This is a genomic window from Paraburkholderia kirstenboschensis (assembly GCF_032806925.1).
GTDB classification, from domain to species: Bacteria; Pseudomonadota; Gammaproteobacteria; order Burkholderiales; family Burkholderiaceae; genus Paraburkholderia; species Paraburkholderia kirstenboschensis.
This window is the reverse complement of sequence record NZ_CP136511.1, coordinates 1,243,354-1,261,572: the sequence shown is the minus strand read 5'-3', so window position 1 is coordinate 1,261,572 and position 18,219 is coordinate 1,243,354. Positions and strand designations below refer to the sequence as shown.

General features: G+C 59.7%; 12 protein-coding genes and 8 pseudogenes. 17 read left to right on the top strand and 3 right to left on the bottom strand.

What is annotated here, in order from left to right:
• Positions 1–346 precede the first annotated feature (346 nt).
• The 8 genes and pseudogenes from RW095_RS06230 to RW095_RS06190 form a co-directional block, all read left to right on the top strand.
• A pseudogene (locus tag RW095_RS06230) lies at positions 347–630 on the top strand (IS3 family transposase); the annotation flags it as partial.
• A 67-nt stretch (positions 631–697) separates the two neighbouring features.
• Positions 698–1,519, top strand: a complete 822-nt coding sequence (locus RW095_RS06225; protein WP_394365003.1) for an AfsR/SARP family transcriptional regulator — start codon at positions 698–700, stop codon at positions 1,517–1,519.
• Positions 1,520–2,593: 1,074 nt separating this feature from the next.
• Positions 2,594–4,471, top strand: a complete 1,878-nt coding sequence (locus tag RW095_RS06220) for a sensor histidine kinase (RefSeq protein ID WP_317015168.1) — start codon at positions 2,594–2,596, stop codon at positions 4,469–4,471.
• Entirely contained in the window at positions 4,455–4,580 is a 126-nt protein-coding gene (locus tag RW095_RS06215) for a hypothetical protein (RefSeq protein WP_317015166.1), read from the top strand. The genes RW095_RS06220 and RW095_RS06215 overlap by 17 nt, the downstream gene beginning before the upstream one ends.
• A pseudogene (locus tag RW095_RS41330) lies at positions 4,577–5,502 on the top strand (transporter substrate-binding protein). Before RW095_RS06215 ends, RW095_RS41330 begins: the two are co-directional and overlap by 4 nt.
• Positions 5,385–5,798 (top strand): transporter substrate-binding protein, encoded by a 414-nt coding sequence (locus RW095_RS06200; RefSeq protein WP_317016770.1) that lies wholly within the window; start codon positions 5,385–5,387, stop codon positions 5,796–5,798. Before RW095_RS41330 ends, RW095_RS06200 begins: the two are co-directional and overlap by 118 nt.
• Positions 5,795–6,334: pseudogene (locus RW095_RS06195) on the top strand (ABC transporter permease subunit); the annotation flags it as partial. The gene RW095_RS06200 and the pseudogene RW095_RS06195, both read left to right, overlap by 4 nt.
• Positions 6,335–7,084: pseudogene (locus RW095_RS06190) on the top strand (ISL3 family transposase); the annotation flags it as partial. It abuts the pseudogene before it with no gap.
• A 48-nt stretch (positions 7,085–7,132) separates the two neighbouring features.
• Here the strand turns inward: RW095_RS06190 and RW095_RS06185 are convergent.
• Both RW095_RS06185 and RW095_RS06180 read right to left on the bottom strand, forming a co-directional pair.
• A pseudogene (locus RW095_RS06185) lies at positions 7,133–7,357 on the bottom strand (DDE-type integrase/transposase/recombinase); the annotation flags it as partial.
• 161 nt (positions 7,358–7,518) lie between these two features.
• A complete protein-coding gene (locus tag RW095_RS06180) occupies positions 7,519–8,334 on the bottom strand; it encodes an IclR family transcriptional regulator (protein ID WP_317015162.1) in 816 nt (271 codons plus the stop codon).
• Positions 8,335–8,562: 228 nt separating this feature from the next.
• Here RW095_RS06180 and RW095_RS06175 point away from each other — a divergent pair, with 228 nt between their 5' ends.
• The 9 genes and pseudogenes from RW095_RS06175 (at position 8,563) to RW095_RS06135 (ending at position 17,462) form a co-directional block, all read left to right on the top strand.
• Positions 8,563–9,627: an ABC transporter ATP-binding protein gene (locus RW095_RS06175; protein WP_317015160.1), complete on the top strand. Its 1,065-nt coding sequence runs from the start codon at positions 8,563–8,565 to the stop codon at positions 9,625–9,627.
• Between the two features lie 98 nt (positions 9,628–9,725).
• The gene (locus RW095_RS06170; RefSeq protein ID WP_317015158.1) at positions 9,726–11,045 is read left to right on the top strand and encodes an ABC transporter substrate-binding protein; all 1,320 of its coding nucleotides are present in this window, start codon (positions 9,726–9,728) and stop codon (positions 11,043–11,045) included.
• A 138-nt stretch (positions 11,046–11,183) separates the two neighbouring features.
• Positions 11,184–12,062: a carbohydrate ABC transporter permease gene (locus RW095_RS06165; RefSeq protein WP_317015157.1), complete on the top strand. Its 879-nt coding sequence runs from the start codon at positions 11,184–11,186 to the stop codon at positions 12,060–12,062.
• 55 nt (positions 12,063–12,117) lie between these two features.
• Entirely contained in the window at positions 12,118–12,948 is an 831-nt protein-coding gene (locus tag RW095_RS06160) for a carbohydrate ABC transporter permease (RefSeq protein WP_317015155.1), read from the top strand.
• 7 nt (positions 12,949–12,955) lie between these two features.
• Positions 12,956–14,092 carry a mandelate racemase/muconate lactonizing enzyme family protein gene (locus tag RW095_RS06155; RefSeq protein WP_317015153.1) on the top strand — a complete coding sequence of 379 codons (1,137 nt, stop codon included), beginning with the start codon at positions 12,956–12,958 and terminating at the stop codon, positions 14,090–14,092.
• A complete protein-coding gene (locus RW095_RS06150; protein ID WP_394365080.1) occupies positions 14,092–15,216 on the top strand; it encodes an aldo/keto reductase in 1,125 nt (374 codons plus the stop codon). The genes RW095_RS06155 and RW095_RS06150 overlap by 1 nt, the downstream gene beginning before the upstream one ends.
• A pseudogene (locus RW095_RS06145) lies at positions 15,213–16,041 on the top strand (amidohydrolase family protein). The gene RW095_RS06150 and the pseudogene RW095_RS06145 overlap by 4 nt, the downstream one beginning before the upstream one ends.
• A gap of 114 nt (positions 16,042–16,155) precedes the next feature.
• Positions 16,156–16,897 (top strand): annotated as a pseudogene (locus RW095_RS06140) (SDR family oxidoreductase).
• Between the two features lie 223 nt (positions 16,898–17,120).
• Positions 17,121–17,462 carry an L-rhamnose mutarotase gene (locus RW095_RS06135; protein WP_317015151.1) on the top strand — a complete coding sequence of 114 codons (342 nt, stop codon included), beginning with the start codon at positions 17,121–17,123 and terminating at the stop codon, positions 17,460–17,462.
• Positions 17,463–17,482: 20 nt separating this feature from the next.
• Here the strand turns inward: RW095_RS06135 and RW095_RS06130 are convergent.
• Positions 17,483–17,620 (bottom strand): annotated as a pseudogene (locus tag RW095_RS06130) (acylphosphatase); the annotation flags it as partial.
• Between the last annotated feature and the right edge of the window lie 599 nt (positions 17,621–18,219).

Here is an 18,219-nt window from a genome sequence, read left to right as displayed (position 1 = left end):
TAGGTGAAGTTGTAAATTTAGCTTCTAGCTTCGGAGAATAAGTGGTCTGGCGCTGACCGCGCCTCATCTCGCAGGCTGCCATTCGTGCACCTAGAAGGCGCTGGGGCAGCCGCGTTGCAACCCGACAGTCACCACTTTTCCGCAACCACCGTCGTCTGTGTCAATCAAAATTGATTTATATCGGATAGCTAACTATTGGTATTGTCTGATACCGTTTCGACAGCGATAATGAGCCCATCGTAGGCGTTCGATTATCGCCAGCCAGCATGGCTTCACGCGGCCCTCCAGCGTTTTCGTGGAGTACATGTCGCTCCTCAAGGCATTGTATGCCGACCGCTGACGAGCCCCGGATCGGGAGGAACTGGAGCGCCAGGTCGAGTCGCTTCAACGGGATATCCGGCAGTTGCAGCTTCAACATGACATTTTGAAGAAGGCCAATGAACTGCTAAAAAAGGCCTGGGCGTCGACCTGCGACTCCTGAGCAATCGGGAAAAGATGTCGCTGGTTGATGCCCTGAAGCAAACCTACGCACTCCCAGATCTATTGTCTGAGCTTGACCTTGCCCGCAGTTCCTATTTTTATCACCGGGCAAGATTACAAGTATTCGACAAGTACGCTGCTGCGCGGGGTGCTTAATTGAGATCAAAGATATCTGTGATGGCTTGTGCGGCGTTTGATGCGACAGGAAAGCCTGAGCGTGACGACGAAGCGACGCCGCTATGGCTCCTATCAAGCACAGGCCGCGCTGGTTAGGCAGGACGTCTTGTATCTTCGCCAAGCTCTGTGGCAAATTCAGAGCGCCTTGCCTCCGCATGTCGATGCCAACGGTCTGCGAACCGTGGAGGCGGACGCCGAATGGATCCAGTTGAACGCCTGCGCCGAACTGGATGTGGACGTGACGCAATTCGAGGACATCACGCGCAGTTGTTGCGGCATATGCGGCCAGCAACTCGACAACGCCGCGCGACAGCGTCTGGAAGAGGCTGTGGGCCTTTATCGCGGCGATCTGCTGCAGGGCTGGTTTCAGGACTGGTGTCTGTTCGAACGAGAGCGATTTCAGAGCGACTTACTCGATGCGCTCGAAAAGCTCGTCTGTTGCTATGAAGCACGCCACGACACCGAGCGGGGCTTGGCATACGCCAAACGGATGCTTGCGGTCGATCCCGCTGGCGAACAGGTACACCGGCACATCATGCGACTGCGCTTGCTCGCTGGCAATCGCACCCAGGCGTTGCGGGAATTTCAGCGTTGCGAGCGCGTTCTGATGCAGGAACTGGGCGTGAAGCCATCGCAGCAGACTCTCGCGCTGTATGAGTCGATCCGGGACGGCCGCATCGACAACCCTTGGCCCGACCCGCATCCGATCATCTTCACCGGCGGGTCATCCGGAACATCGCATGACCTGCTGCCGACGCTCGCGGAGTTGCTCGAACGGGCGCAGCACTTGTTCACGAGCATCGAGGCGCGCTTGCGGCATGACAACGCAGCTGCAGAAGCGGCCCGCGGCAAGGCTGAGTGATGTGAAAGGACGCCGCGAAAACAACGCTGCCTCCTCCGGAGCCCCACGCTTTCACTTCCAGCGGAAGTCTATGACTCGAGCGCGTCAAAGAGGCATTCCTCCGAAGCATTGTTGTAGCGGTCTGCCTTGCGCGACATGCCTTGTCCCCGCCCCCTCTTTGCAGGCAGCCGTCGACAGTGGGTCATTCGCTCGGTACTCCTGCACGCACCCTTCGCACCGGGTCACATCTCGGCGATCTGCTCCGTTAGCCAAAGCGCGGCGCGTCGAACCGCTCCCCCGAACTCGAACCCCGAATCGGTCGAGACACCTGGACGGACGCACGCGAGACGCTGACGCGACGAAGCGCCGATATAACGCCCTCATGAGTCGTAAAGCAAAGCAAAGTTGTCACCGGCCAGAGGCCGCGCACATGAGCTCGAATCCTCCGAGTTGACAACATTGCTTCGCTTCTTAACGAAGTAATGTCGTCAACTCGCATTAGCGCGAACTAAACTTGTCAATTCGCGTTGGTCCTCGACTACAAATCCTCGAGTGGAGTGGCGAGCATAGTTGGCGGTTTGCGAAGTTTGGCGCGCCTAGCATTTGTTCATGCGAGGAGATGGGGCGCGAGTCGCCCCAACCATCAAGAACGGTGAGATAAGATCAATGATTGGTACTGCTATCAATGTTCGTTCACGACACATTCGTTGGAATCCCGTGTGGGATTCGAACCGTAAAAGCAGCGACGTGTGGCGCTTCTGCGTGGCGCAAATCACAACGAAGCGCGCGGTCGGCAAAGCCATCAACCCCATTGTCCGACATTTCCGAAATCACATGGCAGGAAGAAATCGTCTTGGCGGTGACGAGTGCGGCGTGTAGCTCTCCGACCAGGTCGAGCCGTGCCGGCGCCATGGTGAGCCGAAGCTTTTCCTCCGTTCGTCTCAACGAAGCATTCGTCTAAGAGATGCGAAAACTGCTGTTTAGGGGATTATTTATCCGACGGCGATACTCGCCTTTGATCATGATGCTGCGCGCTGGTCCTGGGAACTCGAGCGTATTCGCGCGAAGGGTTATACCGACAACGTCGTCGACCTCATGGTCGGCAAGTTGAGCCGCCTGCCCGCGGAAGCTCAAACGGCATTGCGGCAGCTGGCCTGTCTCGGCAACATTGCCGACTTCACGGCAATTTCGATCGTTCTTGGAACTTCGGAGGAGCAGGTTCACGCGGCTCTGTGGCCGACCGTCCGTCAGGAATTGATTGAGCGCTTGGCTGGCGCTTGCAATTTTGTCCATGACCGTATTCAGGAAGCCGCCTATTCGCTGATCCCGGAGAAACTGCGCGGCGAGGCGCACCTTCGAATAGGGAGACTGCTCGCGGCACACGTCCCTGCCGAAAAGCGCGAGGAAGCGGTCTTCGACCTCGTCAATCAGCTCAACTGCGGCGCGGCCTTGATCACCTCACGACAGGAGCGCGAGCAGCTGGCCGAGCTCAACCTGATCGCGGGAAAGCGCGCCAAGGCGTCGACGGCGTATGTCTCGGCGCTGACCTGTCTCAATGCTGGTGCGGCGCTGTTGGCAGAGGATTACTGCGAGCGCCGGCATGAACTTGCCTTCTCATTGGAGATAAATCGGCCGGAATGCGAGTTCTTAACCGGCGAGCTGGCGGCCGCAGAGGAGCGACTGGCTGCGCTTTCAAGGCGCGCCGCAAAGACGGTGGAACGTGCCACAGTCGCGTGCCTGCGCGTGGACCTACACACAGCCCTCGATCAGAGCAGCCGCGCCATTGCTGTCGCTCTCGACCATCTCCGGCATCTAGGTATCGACTGGGCGCCGCACCCGACAAATGCGGAAGCGCGACGCGAATACGAGCGGGTCTGGGCGCAGCTCGGCAGCCGGACGATCGAGTCTCTGATCGATCTGCCTTTAATGAGCGACCCGGTATCCCTCGCGACGCTGGATGTTCTGACCAGGATCCAGTCACCTGCAGTCTATACGGATGCGAACCTGCTTGCCATCGATCGCACTAAACAACGGTCGGTGCCAGAGCTCAAACTTACCGGGACGCTACAGCCCTACGAGAAGGAGTTCTTCAGGAAGGATGGCAGTCGCGTATCGGTGCTTATCGGCGCGGCGATGTTCGAAGAAGGCGCGAGCCAAGGTGTCGCTTTCGTGCTCGATTTGACCGAGCGCAAGCGGGCGGAAGTCGAAGCACACGAGAGCGAGCGGCGCTACCACGAAGTGCAGATGGAGCTCGCGCACTCGAACCGGGCTGCGACGATGGGGCAACTCACAGCCTCGATCGCCCATGAAGTGCAGCAGCCGATCGCCGCGACAGCAACCGCTGCTTCGGCCGCCTTACGCTGGCTGGACGCCAGCCCGCCGAACCTTGCGGAGGTCAGGTGTGCGCTGGGTCACATCGTCAATGAGGCGATGCGTGCCGGTGGCATCGTTGGCGGGATTCGCGATCTGATCAAAAAAGCGCCCCCACGTCAGGACACCGTGGACATCAACGAAGCGCTCCGAGAGGTGGTCGAACTGACGGGGGGGCGAAGCGGCGAAGAACGGCGTCTCAGTGCTGACCGTATTCGGGGAGGTTTTCCACTCGTCCTGGGAGATCGCGTGCAGTTGCAACAGGTAATGCTGAACCTCATCGTCAATGCAGTGGAAGCAATGACCGCAACAAGCCATGGACAGCGCGAGTTGCTGATCCACACGGCCGCGGATTCGTCGAATGGCGTGTCTTGCGCCGTGCAGGATTCCGGCCCGGGACTGCCCGTGGAGGGGAACGAGCGGGTCTTCGATCCGTTCTACACGACCAAGGCGGGTGGCTTGGGCATGGGTTGGCGATCTGCCGCTCGATCGTCGAGGCGCACGGGGGGCGACTGTGGGTGGGCGCGAATGAACCCCACGGCGCGGTCTTTGAATTCACAGTGCCAGCTCACCCGGAGCCTATCTCATGATCGAATTGTTTGATTGCCTTGGTGCGACCGTCGAGGCGGCTTGCGGCTGGCAGTTGAAGAACGACGAGCTTCATGGCTTGCTTATGAATGTCTCGGCGACAGCCGGAGGGGTGACGGCATGAAGGTCAATCGCAGGAAGTTCTTACAGAGTGCTATCGCAGTTTCTGCAGCCGGCACACTTTCGTCGAGAGCATCGGCGGAAGACACGATCAAGGTTGCGGGCATTCATGATCTTTCCGGCGGGCTCGATATATACGGCAAACCGATGGTCGATGCACTGACGCTTGCGGTCGAGGAAGCCAATGCTGCAGGTGGGCTATTGGGACGTCAAATCAAGCTGATCAAGTACGACGCGCAGTCGAACATGCAGCTCTACGCACAATACGCCCAACAGGCCGCGTTGAGGGACAAGGTTGCCGTCGTGCATGGCGGCATCACGTCCGCCTCGCGGGAGATCATTCGCCCGGTTCTCGACCGGTTCAAGACGCTCTATTTCTACAACACAATGTATGAGGGGGCGTCTGTGATCGCAATCAATTCGATACCGGTGTGACACCGGCCCAAACCGCCGAGAAACTTGTGCCCTACGCGATGGAGAAATGGGGCAAGAAGGTCTACATCATCGCGGCTGACTACAATTACGGCCAGATAACCTCGCAATGGCTGAAGAAGTACGTCCTCCAAAACGGCGGCGTTGTGGCATCGTTCGATTTCTTCCCACTCGATGTGACAAACTTTGGGCCAACAATTTCCAAGATCCAGGCGGCAAAACCCGACATCCTCTGGTCGGTCCTGGTCGGCGGTGCGCATATCCCGTTCTACCGTCAATGGGCCGCGGCCGGTATGCGCGCACGAATTCCGATGGCTGCGAGTAACTTCGGGGTCGGCAATGAGCACATTGTGCTTTCTCCGATGAATGCGACGGCATTCTGGTTTGCTACAATTATTTTCAGGATCTCAAGACGCCCGTCAACGAAGCCTTCCTGGCCCGCTTCCACAAACGCTTCGGCGCCGATTATCCTAACATCACAGAGCTTGCGATGAGCACCTACCAAGGCTTTCGCTTATGGGCGGATGGTGTAAAAAAGGCTGGCAGTATCGACCGTATGAAGGTCATTCCGGCGCTCGAGACGGGAATTAGCATCAACGCTCCCTCAGGCAAGGTGAGCATCGATCCGCCGACTCATCATTGCGTGCTCGACGTTCATATCGCCGAGGTCCGCGACAAGAATTTCAAGGTGTTCGTAGACTTCGTCCAGCAGAAGCCGGCGGATACCGCTGCAGTCTGCAATCTGATCAAGCATCCGAATGACAACCAGCAATATGTGATTAAGGCGTGAGGGCGAAAGGCTCGTCTTCCGGACTTGGGAATGGGAATGTTAACGTGGATCTCGTTGCGCTCCTCGCGATCCGGGTCCTTTATGCAATCGCTGCTCTAGCGCTGATGAGCGTTGGGCTGGCGATCATTTTCGGCATGATGCGGGTCATCAATCTCGCCCACGGCGAGTTCCTGATGCTCGGGGGCTATGCGGCCATCGTCGCAACCAGCCATGGAATCAGCATTTGGCTCTCGATGCTGGTTGTGGCTCCGATCGTGGTCGGCTGCATCGGGGTCATCGTCGAGCGGACTATCATTCGCTTTCTTTATGGCCGCATGATCGACACCATGCTCGCGACTTGGGGTCTCAGCCTTTTCCTCGTTGGACTCACGACCGCAATCTTCGGGAATACCGTGGTCGGCATCTCGGCCCCGCTCGGCAGTTTCCAGATCGGCGCCTATCGTGCTAGCGCCTATACGCTGTTCGTGATCGCGGTGGCGGCGGTCGTGCTGGGCGCAATCTTCGCGGTCATGCGCTGGATGCGCCTTGGCCTGATTGCGCGGGGCACGATGCGGCACAACTATCTGACGCTCGTGGCCGACGCCAGACAACGCAAGGTCGTGTTCGTTACCGAAGGCCGCGACGCCACCACCATCGGGCAGTTCGCCGCCCATCTGCAAGCGCACAACGCCACGCCCGGGCAAATCACCTCGGTCAGCATCGACATGTCGCCTGCCATCATCAAGGGCGTCAGCGAGCACCTGCCCAACGCCCGCATCACCTTCGACAAATTCCACGTTGTCGCTCAGGCGTCGTTTGCTCTGGACAAGACGCGACGGCTCGAACAGAAGACCGACCCAGACCGCAAGGGCCTGCGCTGGGCACTGCTCAAGGACTGCGACCGGCTGAGCGTGGCGCAGCGTGCCGATCTGGACGCGCTCGTTGCCAACGTCACGACCAAGCGCACCGCCCGGGCCTGGCTCTATCGCGAGCAATTGCGCGACATCCTCGATCGCAAGCAGATCAACGTCGTCTCCGAGGTGCCCGAGCAGTGGTGTACCAACGTGATGCGCTCCAAGGTCGAACCCATGAGGGAGGTTGCGCGCATGATCCGCAAGCACTTCGACGGCATCGTCGCCTGGACCCAGACGCGTCAGACCAACAGCTTCCTGGAGGCTCTCAACGGCCTGTTTCAGGCCGCCAAGCGACGCGCGCGCGGTTACGCCAACCTCATTACCATGCGTACCGTGCTGTTCCTGATCGCCGGCAAGCTCGACTTCACTTCGATCAACCCGCATGCGGCATAACCCACTCAAATCTCAATAGAGCCAGAAGTTTTTCATAGGAAGGATAACTTATCGAATGGACAGTACCGCATTCCATACGGTGGGCGCAGTGGTCTCCTTGAGGCCGAGCTCCGTGAGATCAAACTGGCCCTTGCGAATGCGATGCGTCAATTCGATACCTGAAATTGCGGTCGCGGCGCTCCTGAACCGCTTGAATCCAGGCATCAGGTTGGTTCTGGATTTGATGTGGCGATGGTCCTGTTCGATCACGTTGTTCAGATATTTTGAGGACCGGACCTTCGTGTCTTCAGGCAGCAGACCATCGGCCTTCATCTCACCCTATTTGCAACAGAGCCATTATCAGAACCATCCTGGGCGCGCTGACACCATTCGCCCCATCCGGTGACGTGAATTTCTCTGTTGGTCCACTACCTTCTGACCGGCTCTCTTGAGTCTCATCGAGGCTCGGGTTGGTGCGCGGGCTGCGAAGCTGCATCCCAATAGACATTGAAGCCCATCAATGAAGTGAGGGTTTCTGCGGCGCGCTTCATCATGTCACCGACGTCGGCCATCGACGGCACAGGGGCATCGTCGATTCGCTCGATATATGGGGTAGTCAGCGCCGCAATGGCATGACCGTCCAAGCCGAACACAGGGTAGGCCAGATTCTTCACCCCCTTGACCTGCCGACTGGACATGCGCGCGTTGCCGTGCCTGCGAATCTGCGCGAGGTCCTTCGCAAGCCGTTGTGGGTCCACGGCCCGTTCGCCGTCCACAGGAACATGCAGCTCGAGCATCTCGACGCGTTGCGGTTCTTCCTGGAAGGCGAGCAGTACCTGCCCCGACGCGGTATCGGTGAGTCCTATCAACGTGCCGACCTTCAACGCAAAGCCCCAACGTTCCGGACTTTCGACGCCCGCGACGATCAGCACGCGTCCCTTCTGATACACGCACAGGTGAAACGACTGCCCGGCCTCCTTGGCGAGTTGCGACATCAGCGGCAGTGCGGTCGACACTAGCGAGCGCACTGGCTGATGCCGGTGCGCCAACTGGAAGAGCAGCAGCGACAGAACATACCGGTCGCCGATCGTGTGCAGGTAACCGCGTGTTTCCAGCGTCACAACCATCCGGAATATTTCGGCGGTGGTGCGGCCGAGCTCTTTTGCGAGTTCCGCAAGAGACAACCCATCCGCGTGGTCCGCCAGCAGCTCGATGATGTCCAGACCTTTTTCCAGTGCCGGTGCCGAATAGCGCGTTGCGTTGGCGTTCAAGTTTCCTCCTGAAATCGCAGATAAATGGCGCACATGATCACCAGACGGATTGTAGGGCGACTGAATGCCGTGTGGGAGCCCAACAATCCGTTTGATGGACGGGGAAAACACCTACGAAGTTTTCATCAATAAAACGGTATTTCATATATACAATTTCCCTGATCGTACGGCGAGAGTGGTCAGTTGCGCTCAACGGCCGGTTACGCATTAACCCGGGAAGGAGGGCGGATGGCAGCCGTAGCATTCGAGCAGGTCAGAAAGTCGTTTGGCGAGCAGGAGGTGTTGAAGCAGATCGACCTGCAGGTTCCGGATGGGGAGTTTCTCGTACTGGTCGGGCCGAGCGGATGCGGGAAATCCACGCTGCTGCGTGCGCTGGCGGGCCTCGAAAGCGTCAGCCATGGGCGCATCGTGATAGACGGCGAAATCGTCAATGCGCGGCCGCCGCGCGATCGCGATATCGCGATGGTTTTCCAGAACTACGCGCTGTATCCGCACATGACGGTGCTCGAAAACCTGACGTTCGCGCTCAAGCTGCGCAATCGCGATCAGCAGGAGATTGCCTCTCGGGCGCAAAAGGCGGCGACGATGCTGGGTCTGCAGGATCTGCTAGATCGTCATCCCCGCCATTTGTCGGGCGGTCAGCGGCAGCGGGTGGCGATGGGCCGCGCGATCGTACGCGACCCGAAGGTGTTCCTATTCGATGAGCCGCTCTCGAATCTCGATGCGAGGCTCCGCGTGCAGATGCGCGCGGAGATTAAGGCTCTGCATCAGCGTTTGCGCGCCACGACCGTCTATGTGACTCACGACCAGATCGAGGCGATGACGATGGCAGACCGCATCGTCGTGCTCAACGGTGGCGTGATCGAACAGATCGGCACACCGCTTGCGCTATATGACGATCCTGACAATCTCTTCGTAGCGGGCTTCATCGGCTCGCCTGCGATGAACTTCTTCAAGGGGATTTACGAGCCGCATGGGGACGGCGCATGCGTGCGCATTGGCGAGCTCGCGTTCCCTGCGCCGCCCGTCAACGCCGCGCAGGGACAGGAGGTGACGTACGGGATCCGTCCCGAGCATCTCAGCCTTGCTGGCGCAGACGGCATGCCGTTCGCGCTCGAAGTGGTTGAGCCTACCGGTGCGGCGACCGAACTGTTCGGTACGGTCGCCGGCCAGGCCTGCTGCGTCATGCTGAACGGCCGGACCGACGTGCTTGCCGGCACTAGCATCTCGCTGCTAGCGGACCCCGCCAGAGCATTCGTGTTTGACCGCACCAGCGGGCGACGGCTGCGCTAAACAGGATTGCGAGCCAAACCGTCGCGGGGCTCGCATTACACAGTTGCCGCCGGCGAGCCGCGCGGTCCACGGCGGAACCCATACAAGAGGAGGCAAGGATGCGTTATAAAACCATGTTCAGGCTCGCAGCTTCGGTATTTGCGCTCGCGGGTGTTGTCGCGTCGGGTCTCGCACATGCCGACGGCGAATACAAGGGCTACACGCTGCGGGTCAAGCTGATCGGCGGCGTCCAGTACGAGGCGCTCTATGCGCGCATTCCGCTGTGGGAAAAACAGACGGGTGCGAAAGTCGAGATCGTGTCGCGCAAGAGCCATTTCGAGCTCGATCGCGAACTGAAGCAGGACATTGCATCCGGCCATATCGACTATTGCATATCGTCCAACCATACGAATTTTTCCGCACAGTACCCGATTTTCCGTGATCTGAAGGGCGTGTTCCCTGCCAGTTATTTGGCGGCATTCTCGCCGAGCTTGCTCAAGCAGTCCGAGATCAATGGACATCTGGTGCAGATTCCGCGCTCGGTCGATATTGAGGCGCTCTACTACAACAAGGCGGCTTACGACGATCCGATCAACCAGAGTGCCTATCAGAAGCAATTCGGCGAGCCGCTCGCGCCGCCGAGGAACTATGCTGAATTCACGCAGCAGGCGAAGTTCTTCACCAAAGCGCCGAACTTTTACGGCACGCAGTTTCCCGGCAAGGACGAAGCGATCACTGGCACGTTCTACTCGTTGTTGATCGCCAATGGTGGCCAGTTGCTGGATGGAAAAAGCCGTCCGGCGTTCAACTCGCCGACCGGTGTCAAGACGCTGAACTGGTTCGTGGATTTATACAAGGCGGGGGCCGTACCCAAGGGGGTGCCGAGCTATGTCTGGGACGATCTCGGCAACAACTTCGCTGCAGGCAAAGTGGCGCTGGATCTCGACTGGCCAGGCTTCGCTTCATTCTACAACGATCCCAAGACTTCCAGAATGGCCGGTAAGGTCGGCGTGGTGCCGGCGCCGCTCGGCACTGCCAACAAGCGGCCAGGCTGGTCAGGCTCGCATAGCTTTTCGATCACGAAGACCTGTGACCGCCCGGAAGTCGCGGCGAGCTTCATCCAGTTCCTGACCAGCTTCGATTCGCAGATGGTGGAGGCGCGGCTCGGGACGATCCCGTCGCGGGTCGATGCGCAGCAAGCGGTCGTGAAAGAGTTCGAGGCAAAACAAGATAGGTATATGGCGCATGCGATCTCGGTGTTCAGCACGGCGGCTCAGCAGGACGCCTTTACGCCTCCGCGGATCCAGCAATGGGACGAGATATCCAATGCGCTGTGGCCGGAATTGCAGAAGGCGCTGATCGGCGACAAATCCGCCCAGCAGGCGCTTGACGATGCGGCGAAGAAAGTTTCCGACATCATGCAGGACGCATCCAACTAGTGACATCCATGGCGCGGCCCGCGCGCCGCGCCATGCAGTCGATCCGCTTTTCCCCGCTTCAATATGCGCTCCAATATGCGATTCAATATCCGCTATTCGCCTGCCGTACAATCCCCCGGGCCGGCCCTGCATGAGAGCATGGCAGTGCCGCTAAGGCTGCTGCTGCCGGCGTTTGTTTCGGTGGCGATCGTCGTTGTGCTGCCGCTGCTTTTTTCGCTCTACACAAGTTTTACCGCGTACCGGCTCATCGAGCCTGACACGATCTGGAATGTCGTCGGTCTGCGAAACTACTTGCGCGCGTTTGCGGGCGAGGATTTCTGGGCCGCGTTCGGTCGTACTGTGCTGTTCCTGACGATTGCGTTGAATCTGGAACTGTTGCTCGGCCTCGGGATAGCGCTGCTGCTCAACCAGATTGTGAAAGGCCAACGCGCGCTGCGCACCATCATGATGTTCCCGATGATGTTTTCTCCGGTGCTGGTCGGCTTTCAGTTCAAGTTCATGCTTAACGACAGCACGGGCGTCGTCAACCATGTACTGCAAACGGTATTCGGACTGAAGACCACGATTCCGTTTCTGGTCGATGCGCGATCGGCGCTCGCTTCGTTGATCGCGGCGGAGGTGTGGAATTCGACGCCGGTGTTCGCGGTGATTCTGCTCGCTGGCCTGATGGCTCTGCCGAAGGATCCGATCGAAGCGTCCAAAGTCGACGGCTGCACCAGGTGGCAAACCTTCCGCTACGTGACGCTGCCGTACTTGATGCCGTTCATCTATATCGCGATGACGATCCGTTCGCTGGACGTGGGCCGGGCTTATGACATCGTGCGCATCATGACCAACGGCGGTCCCGGCGGACGTACCGAATTGCTCTGGACGATGGTAGGCCGCATCGCCTACGACGATTCACGCATGGGTTACGCAAATGCCATCGGCTACGTGTCTGTGCTCGTATCGGTGCTGTTCACGCTGTACTTTTTCCGCAAGCTCAACGCAGCGCGCAAACACATGGGGCCGGCCTGACATCATGAGTACTACTTTTAATCACGCTTCTACATTCGATTCGCTGCAAGCTCCGATGAAACGGAGCGCTCTGTGGCTCGCAGTCTTCCTCGTGATGGCGGTCATCTGCTTGCCAGGCCTTTGGGTCATGCTCAATGCCTTCCGCTCGAATGTCGCGATTCTGTCGAACCAGCCACTGCTTGATGCCGGCAGTTATACGCTCGACAACTTTCGCAATGTGTTTGGCTTTGGAGGGATGGCGTCGCTGCCGATTCGCCAGTACTTCGTTAACTCGATGGTGATTTCTCTGGCGAGCACGGTCGCTGCGATCGTGGTCGGGGTGGCCGGCGGCTATGCGTTTGCGCGTTTCGAGTTCCGACACAAGAAGCTAATGTTTGTTGTCCTGATGCTCACGCGAGCGATTCCGGGCATCGCGCTCTCGCTACCGATCTTCATGCTGTGGGCGTGGGCGGGTTTGCTCGACACGCATATCGGGGTGATTCTCGTCTACCTCGCGATGAACGTGCCGTTCACGGTCTGGCTGATCGACGGGTTTTTTCGCGAAGTGCCGGCAGAACTCGCCGAGGCCGCACAGATCGACGGCTGCAGCCGCTGGCAGGCGTTCTGGCATATCGAACTGCCGCTCGCCCGCTCGGGTGTGGCGTCGGCTGCGATCTTCGCGTTTCTGACTAGCTGGAACGAGTTCGCGCTGGCGTCGCAACTGTGCCGCAGCCCCGATACCAAAACGCTGCCCGTCGGCTTGATGGACTTTACCGCGCAGTTCACGGTGGACTGGGCCGGCATGTGCGCCATGGCCGTAATCATCATCATTCCGGCCATCATCCTCACATTTATCGTTCAGAAACACCTGATTGCAGGTCTCACGCTTGGCGGCGTCAAAGGATAGAACAACCATGACCCTCATCGAAACCGTAGAAATCCGGCAGGTCGACCTTCAGCCGAAGGTGCGGCGCACGGATGCGATCCAGTCGTTTGTCATCCAGGAAACGGTGCTGGTCACGATCCGTTGTAGTGACGGCAGCGCCGGTACAGGCTACACATACACGATTGGCACGGGCGGCTCGTCGATCGTCGCGTTGCTGCACGACCATCTGGCGCCGCAACTTATCGGCCGCAATCCCGCGGAATATGAAGCGATCTGGCGGCATCTGTTCTATCACACGCACGCGACCGCAGTCGGTGCGATCACGAGTCTCGCGCTCGCCGCAATCGATACCGCGCTGTGGGATCGCAATACGCGCGTGGCCGGACTGCCGTTGTGGGTTGCGGCAGGCGGTGCGAAGCCGCGCGTGCGGACTTACACGACGGAGGGCGGCTGGTTGCACCTGTCGGAGAGCGAACTTGTCGAGCAGACCCTGCAGGCACAGGAATTCGGATTCTGCGGCGCAAAACTGAAAGTGGGGCGCCCGCATCTTTCCGAAGATGTGCGGCGACTTGCGGCCGTGCGGGAAGCGGTGGGGGACAGCTTCGAGTTGATGGTCGACGCGAATCAGGGGTTCACGCTCTCGGAGGCGCTGCGGAGAGCGCACGCGTTCGAGCCGCTGTACCTCGCATGGCTGGAGGAACCGCTGCCCGCCGAAAACATCGCCGGCCATCGGCAACTGAGCGCGGCCACAGCGGTGCCGGTCGCGGTCGGCGAATCGATGTATCACCCCGCGCAGTTCGCCGAATATATGAAGGCAGATGCCTGCTCGATCGTGCAGGCAGACGTGGCGCGCGTCGGCGGCATCACACCGTGGCTAAAGATTGCTCATTTTGCCGAGGCGATGAACATCGCGATCTGCCCGCATTTCCTGATGGAACTGCATGTGAGCCTGTGCGCCGCGGTGACGAACTCGGCGTGGGTCGAATACATTCCGCAGATCGACACTCTCACGGGCTCGCGTGTGAAGATTGAGCAGGGGTACGCGGTCGCGCCGAATGAGCCTGGTCTTGGCATCGATTGGGACTGGGATGTGATTGGCGCGAGCCAGCACGTGCACAAGTCGATCGGTACGCCCGCCGCACGTGTCGCTGCGCGAGGCGGATGATGGACCGCGCGCAGCCTGGGAGAGACGCGGTGACGGGCATGCGCGAGCGTCCCACACCATTGCGGTTCAGCGCGCTCGGTTTCGGATCGGCGGGCATCGCTGGCATGTATCGCGACGTGACCCACGCACAGGCACTCGCCGCGGTCGACGCAGCCTGGGATGCCGGTGTGCGGTACTTCGATACGGCGCCGTTCTACGGCTATACGAAGGGCGAACACAGGCTGGGCGCCGCGCTCTCGAGTCGCAACCGCGGCGAATTCGTGCTATCGACAAAAGCAGGGCGGATACTGACACCCGCCGATGCGGGCGGCGCAGCCGTCTCGCCGGGCGGCTGGGCGAATCCGTTTCCGTTCAAGGCGCGTTTCGACTACACGCGCGACGCCATACTGCGCTCGTTCGAAGACAGTCTGCAACGCCTCGGGATGTCAAGTATCGACGTGCTGCTGGTGCACGACATCGGCAGCTATACGCACGGCAACGAACCGGAGACAGCGGCGCATTACTGGCGACAACTTTCTGGCAGCGGATTCAAGGCGCTGGACGAATTGCGATCGGCGGGCGTCGTTCGCGCAGTGGGGCTAGGCGTGAATGAGAGTGCCGCGATCGTCGATGCGTTGCGCGAATTCGATCTCGACTGCGCGCTGCTCGCGGGACGGTACACGCTGCTCGAGCAGACTGTCCTTGACGACCTGTTACCGATCTGCGACGCACGCGGCGTCGGCGTGCTGATCGGAGGCGCTTTCAATTCGGGCATTCTTGCGCGCGGACGTGGAGTTCCCGCACACAGTCCGGATGGCTCGCGCCCCGCGTTCAACTACGCGAGCGCGCCGCCGGAAATTGTGGCTCGCGTCGAGCGTTTTGTCGCAGTGTGCGATACGTTCGGCGTACCGCTGAGCGCTGCCGCGTTACAGTTTCCGTATGCACATCCGGCGGTGAAAAGCATCGTGACGGGCGCGCGTTCACCGGACGAAATGATCGATAACGCACGCGGTTTCGCTCTCCCGATTCCACACGCGTTCTGGCGTGAGCTGAAAGAACTCGGCTTGATCGATCAACGGGCGCCGGTGCCGAGCGAGCGCGCGGCAGCGACGCATGTCCGCGAGCTCGCTCGGGAGCGTTCATGAAGATCGATGCGCATCAGCATTTCTGGCAGCGCAGCCGCGGCGACTACGGATGGCTCATCCCCGAGCTGGGCCCGTTGTGGCGTGACTTCCTGCCGGCAGATCTGGCACCCCTGGCGTCTGCTGCGTGCATCGAACGCACGATCGTCGTGCAGGCCGCGCCGACTCTGGCTGAGACCCGTTACCTGCTGGCGCTCGCGGCGCGTGAGCCGTCGATTGGGGGCGTCGTCGGCTGGGTGCCGATGCTCGTGCCCGAAGCACCTGGAATAATCGCCGAGCTTGCACGCGATCCGAAGTTCAAGGGTGTGCGCCCGATGCTGCAAGACCTGCCGATGACAACTGGATCGCCAATCCTGCACTAGCGTCCGCCGTAGAAGCGCTGCTCGCGCATGACCTCGCCTTCGACGCGCTGATTTTCGCGCGCCACGTCGATGCGTTCGAGACATTTGCGGCGTGCTTTCCGCAGTTGCGCATCGTCGTCGATCATGGCGCGAAGCCGCCGGTCCGCGATGGCCATGCTGGCTGGCGAACGTGGGCCGACGGAATCACGCGCCTCGCGCGCCTGCCGAATACTCATTGCAAACTTTCGGGTCTCGAAAGCGAAGCCGCACCCGGCTGGACTGAAGAGACCCTACGACCGTATGTCGATCATTTGCTGAATGCCTTCGGTCGGGCGCGCCTGATGTGGGCAGTGACCGGCCTGTGCTCAACATGAACGCCGATTACCTGTTATGGCATTCGGTGGCGAACACTTTGCTTGCGTCACTGTCCGACGCGGCGCGCGACGCGGTTTTCGGTGCGAACGCCGGAGCATTCTATCGCTTGTGAAGTTTGTTAAACCACTGTGAAGGGCCGCTGGAATGCCCCCAAGGGCGAGCTGCTGGGCCGCGTATCAGGTTGCCCGGTATGGGCCAACCGCAATTTCAACTGGAGTCTTAACAGATGACACAGAGACTGGCAGGGAAGAAGGTATTGATTACTGCAGCAGCCCAAGGCATCGGGCTCGCGACCGCCGAACGCTTCGCTGCCGAGGGCGCTCACGTAGTCGCAACTGATATTCGCATTGAATCGCTGGCAGGCAAGCCATTCGAAGTACGCAAGCTCGACGTTCGTGATACCGCGGCAGTCAATATTCTGGCGCAAGAGCTTGGCGCGCTCGACGCTCTGTTTAACTGTGCGGGCTTTGTGCACGCTGGTTCCATCCTGGAAACGACTGAAGCGGATTGGGATCTGGTGTTTGACCTTAACGAAGCCGATGTATCGCACCATTCGCACGTTCCTGCCTGCGATGCTGGAGAAAGGCTGCGGTTCAGTCATTAACATGTCATCGGCGGCGTCGAGCGTGAAAGGCGTGCCAAACCGCTTTGTCTATGGCGCATCGAAAGCCGCCGTGATTGGCCTGACGAAGGCGGTCGCCGCCGATTTTGTAACGCGCGGGATCCGTTGCAATGCGATCTGCCCAGGCACGGTCGATTCACCGTCGCTGCAGCAGCGCATCGTTGAACAGGCAAAGCAGCAGGGGAAGAGTGTCGAGCAGGTGCATGCGGCGTTCGTCGCGCGTCAGCCAATGGGACGTGTGGGTAAGCCCGAGGAGATCGCAGCGCTCGCTTTGTACCTCGCATCCGATGAGTCGTCGTTTACGACCGGCCAGATCCACTTGATCGATGGCGGCTGGTCAAATTAACTGCACCATTCGGTGCCGTCTCAGCAACGAGGAAAAGACAAGATGAAACTCCTCCGTTACTGACCGAAGGGACAGGAAAGAGAGCGTCAATTGCTAGGTTCGTTCTTGGGACCACCGCCGTGCTGCAGGTCTTTTTTCCAGTCAAAAAGGAAAAAGCAGGTTTGAATCACAGCATTGCGCTGCACGGAAAGTGCAGCAAATTACACGACCGTCGGAGAATGCGATGAGACGCTGCCTGATGTTGGACCTCAAGGATTCCCCTGATCTTATCGCCGACTACGAGGCCATGCACCGCCAGATTTGGCCGGAGGTGGCGAAACATCTCCGCAGTCAGGGCATCACCTGTATGGAAATCTTCCGGCTGGGGACCCGGCTATGTATGCTGATGGAGACGGATGACACAATCTTCAGCGCTCAGCGCATTGCGGATGCTGAGGCAAACGATCCGGTGCTGATGGAATGGCAGCGCCTGATGTGGAATTTCCAGGTCCCGACGCCGTGGACCCCACCCGGCGAGAAATGGGTCGAAGCGGCGCTCATCTTCGATTTGTCGCGGCAACAGTGAAATATGGTTCGGAGGAGCCGGTTTTGTCGCGAAAAGTTCCAGCCGGTGACGCCCATCTCTTTTGCGCGCCGCACGCACGCTTCGCGGTAGCCAATCCCCTGCACCTGGCCGCGCACGCGTACCAGTCGGGTTTCGAGCACATTGTCATCGAACGCCATGCGCGGTCCTCCGGGTCAGGCTCCCAGAATCGCATCAACTCGGGTCCACTGCAAAGTCGAGTCTGTGTCAACACGAGCCATACTGATATCCGCCCCTATGCAAGATGCGCGAACACTGTCTGGATCCGGCGCGTCGACCGGAACGTCCCCGGGTGAGGTGAGCCTTTGCGGGAACACCTGAAGCGAATGCGGCGCATTGGGTGGCAGACGCGCCGCGTGCCGCACCGGCCCGCACAGCATGAACATCACCGGTTGCTGACTGTCGCAGTCCGACCCAGCACGTAGCGCGCATTGACGGCCGACCTTCATCTGCCGCCATTGCTGCGCGCCGATGCTCGTCATCGACATCCTGACGCGCACCGTACCGATTCGCGCACCACTAAAGGCAGCCCGACAATGAGCGCGTTGCTTCGATCTCCACTCAAAACCGTCGGCTTTGTGTCAGCATGGCCGACGAGCGGACGGTCGCGCCTTCGGCCCCATCCAAGGTCCTACAGCCGTCGTCGGAACACTGATCGCACGTGCGATGTTCTCCGTTGTCGCATCCGTGCCTCTCCAGAGGTCGGCATCGCCCGTCGTCCACCCGCAACACAGACCGG

Coding starts and splice junctions, on each gene's coding strand:
- RW095_RS06135 (WP_317015151.1), top strand. CDS start 17,121: ATGAGACGCTGCCTGATGTTGGACCTCAAGGATTCCCCTGATCTTATC.
- RW095_RS06175 (WP_317015160.1), top strand. CDS start 8,563: ATGGCAGCCGTAGCATTCGAGCAGGTCAGAAAGTCGTTTGGCGAGCAG.
- RW095_RS06220 (WP_317015168.1), top strand. CDS start 2,594: ATGGTCGGCAAGTTGAGCCGCCTGCCCGCGGAAGCTCAAACGGCATTG.
- RW095_RS06150 (WP_394365080.1), top strand. CDS start 14,092: ATGGACCGCGCGCAGCCTGGGAGAGACGCGGTGACGGGCATGCGCGAG.
- RW095_RS06165 (WP_317015157.1), top strand. CDS start 11,184: ATGGCAGTGCCGCTAAGGCTGCTGCTGCCGGCGTTTGTTTCGGTGGCG.
- RW095_RS06170 (WP_317015158.1), top strand. CDS start 9,726: ATGCGTTATAAAACCATGTTCAGGCTCGCAGCTTCGGTATTTGCGCTC.
- RW095_RS06215 (WP_317015166.1), top strand. CDS start 4,455: ATGATCGAATTGTTTGATTGCCTTGGTGCGACCGTCGAGGCGGCTTGC.
- RW095_RS06160 (WP_317015155.1), top strand. CDS start 12,118: ATGAAACGGAGCGCTCTGTGGCTCGCAGTCTTCCTCGTGATGGCGGTC.
- RW095_RS06155 (WP_317015153.1), top strand. CDS start 12,956: ATGACCCTCATCGAAACCGTAGAAATCCGGCAGGTCGACCTTCAGCCG.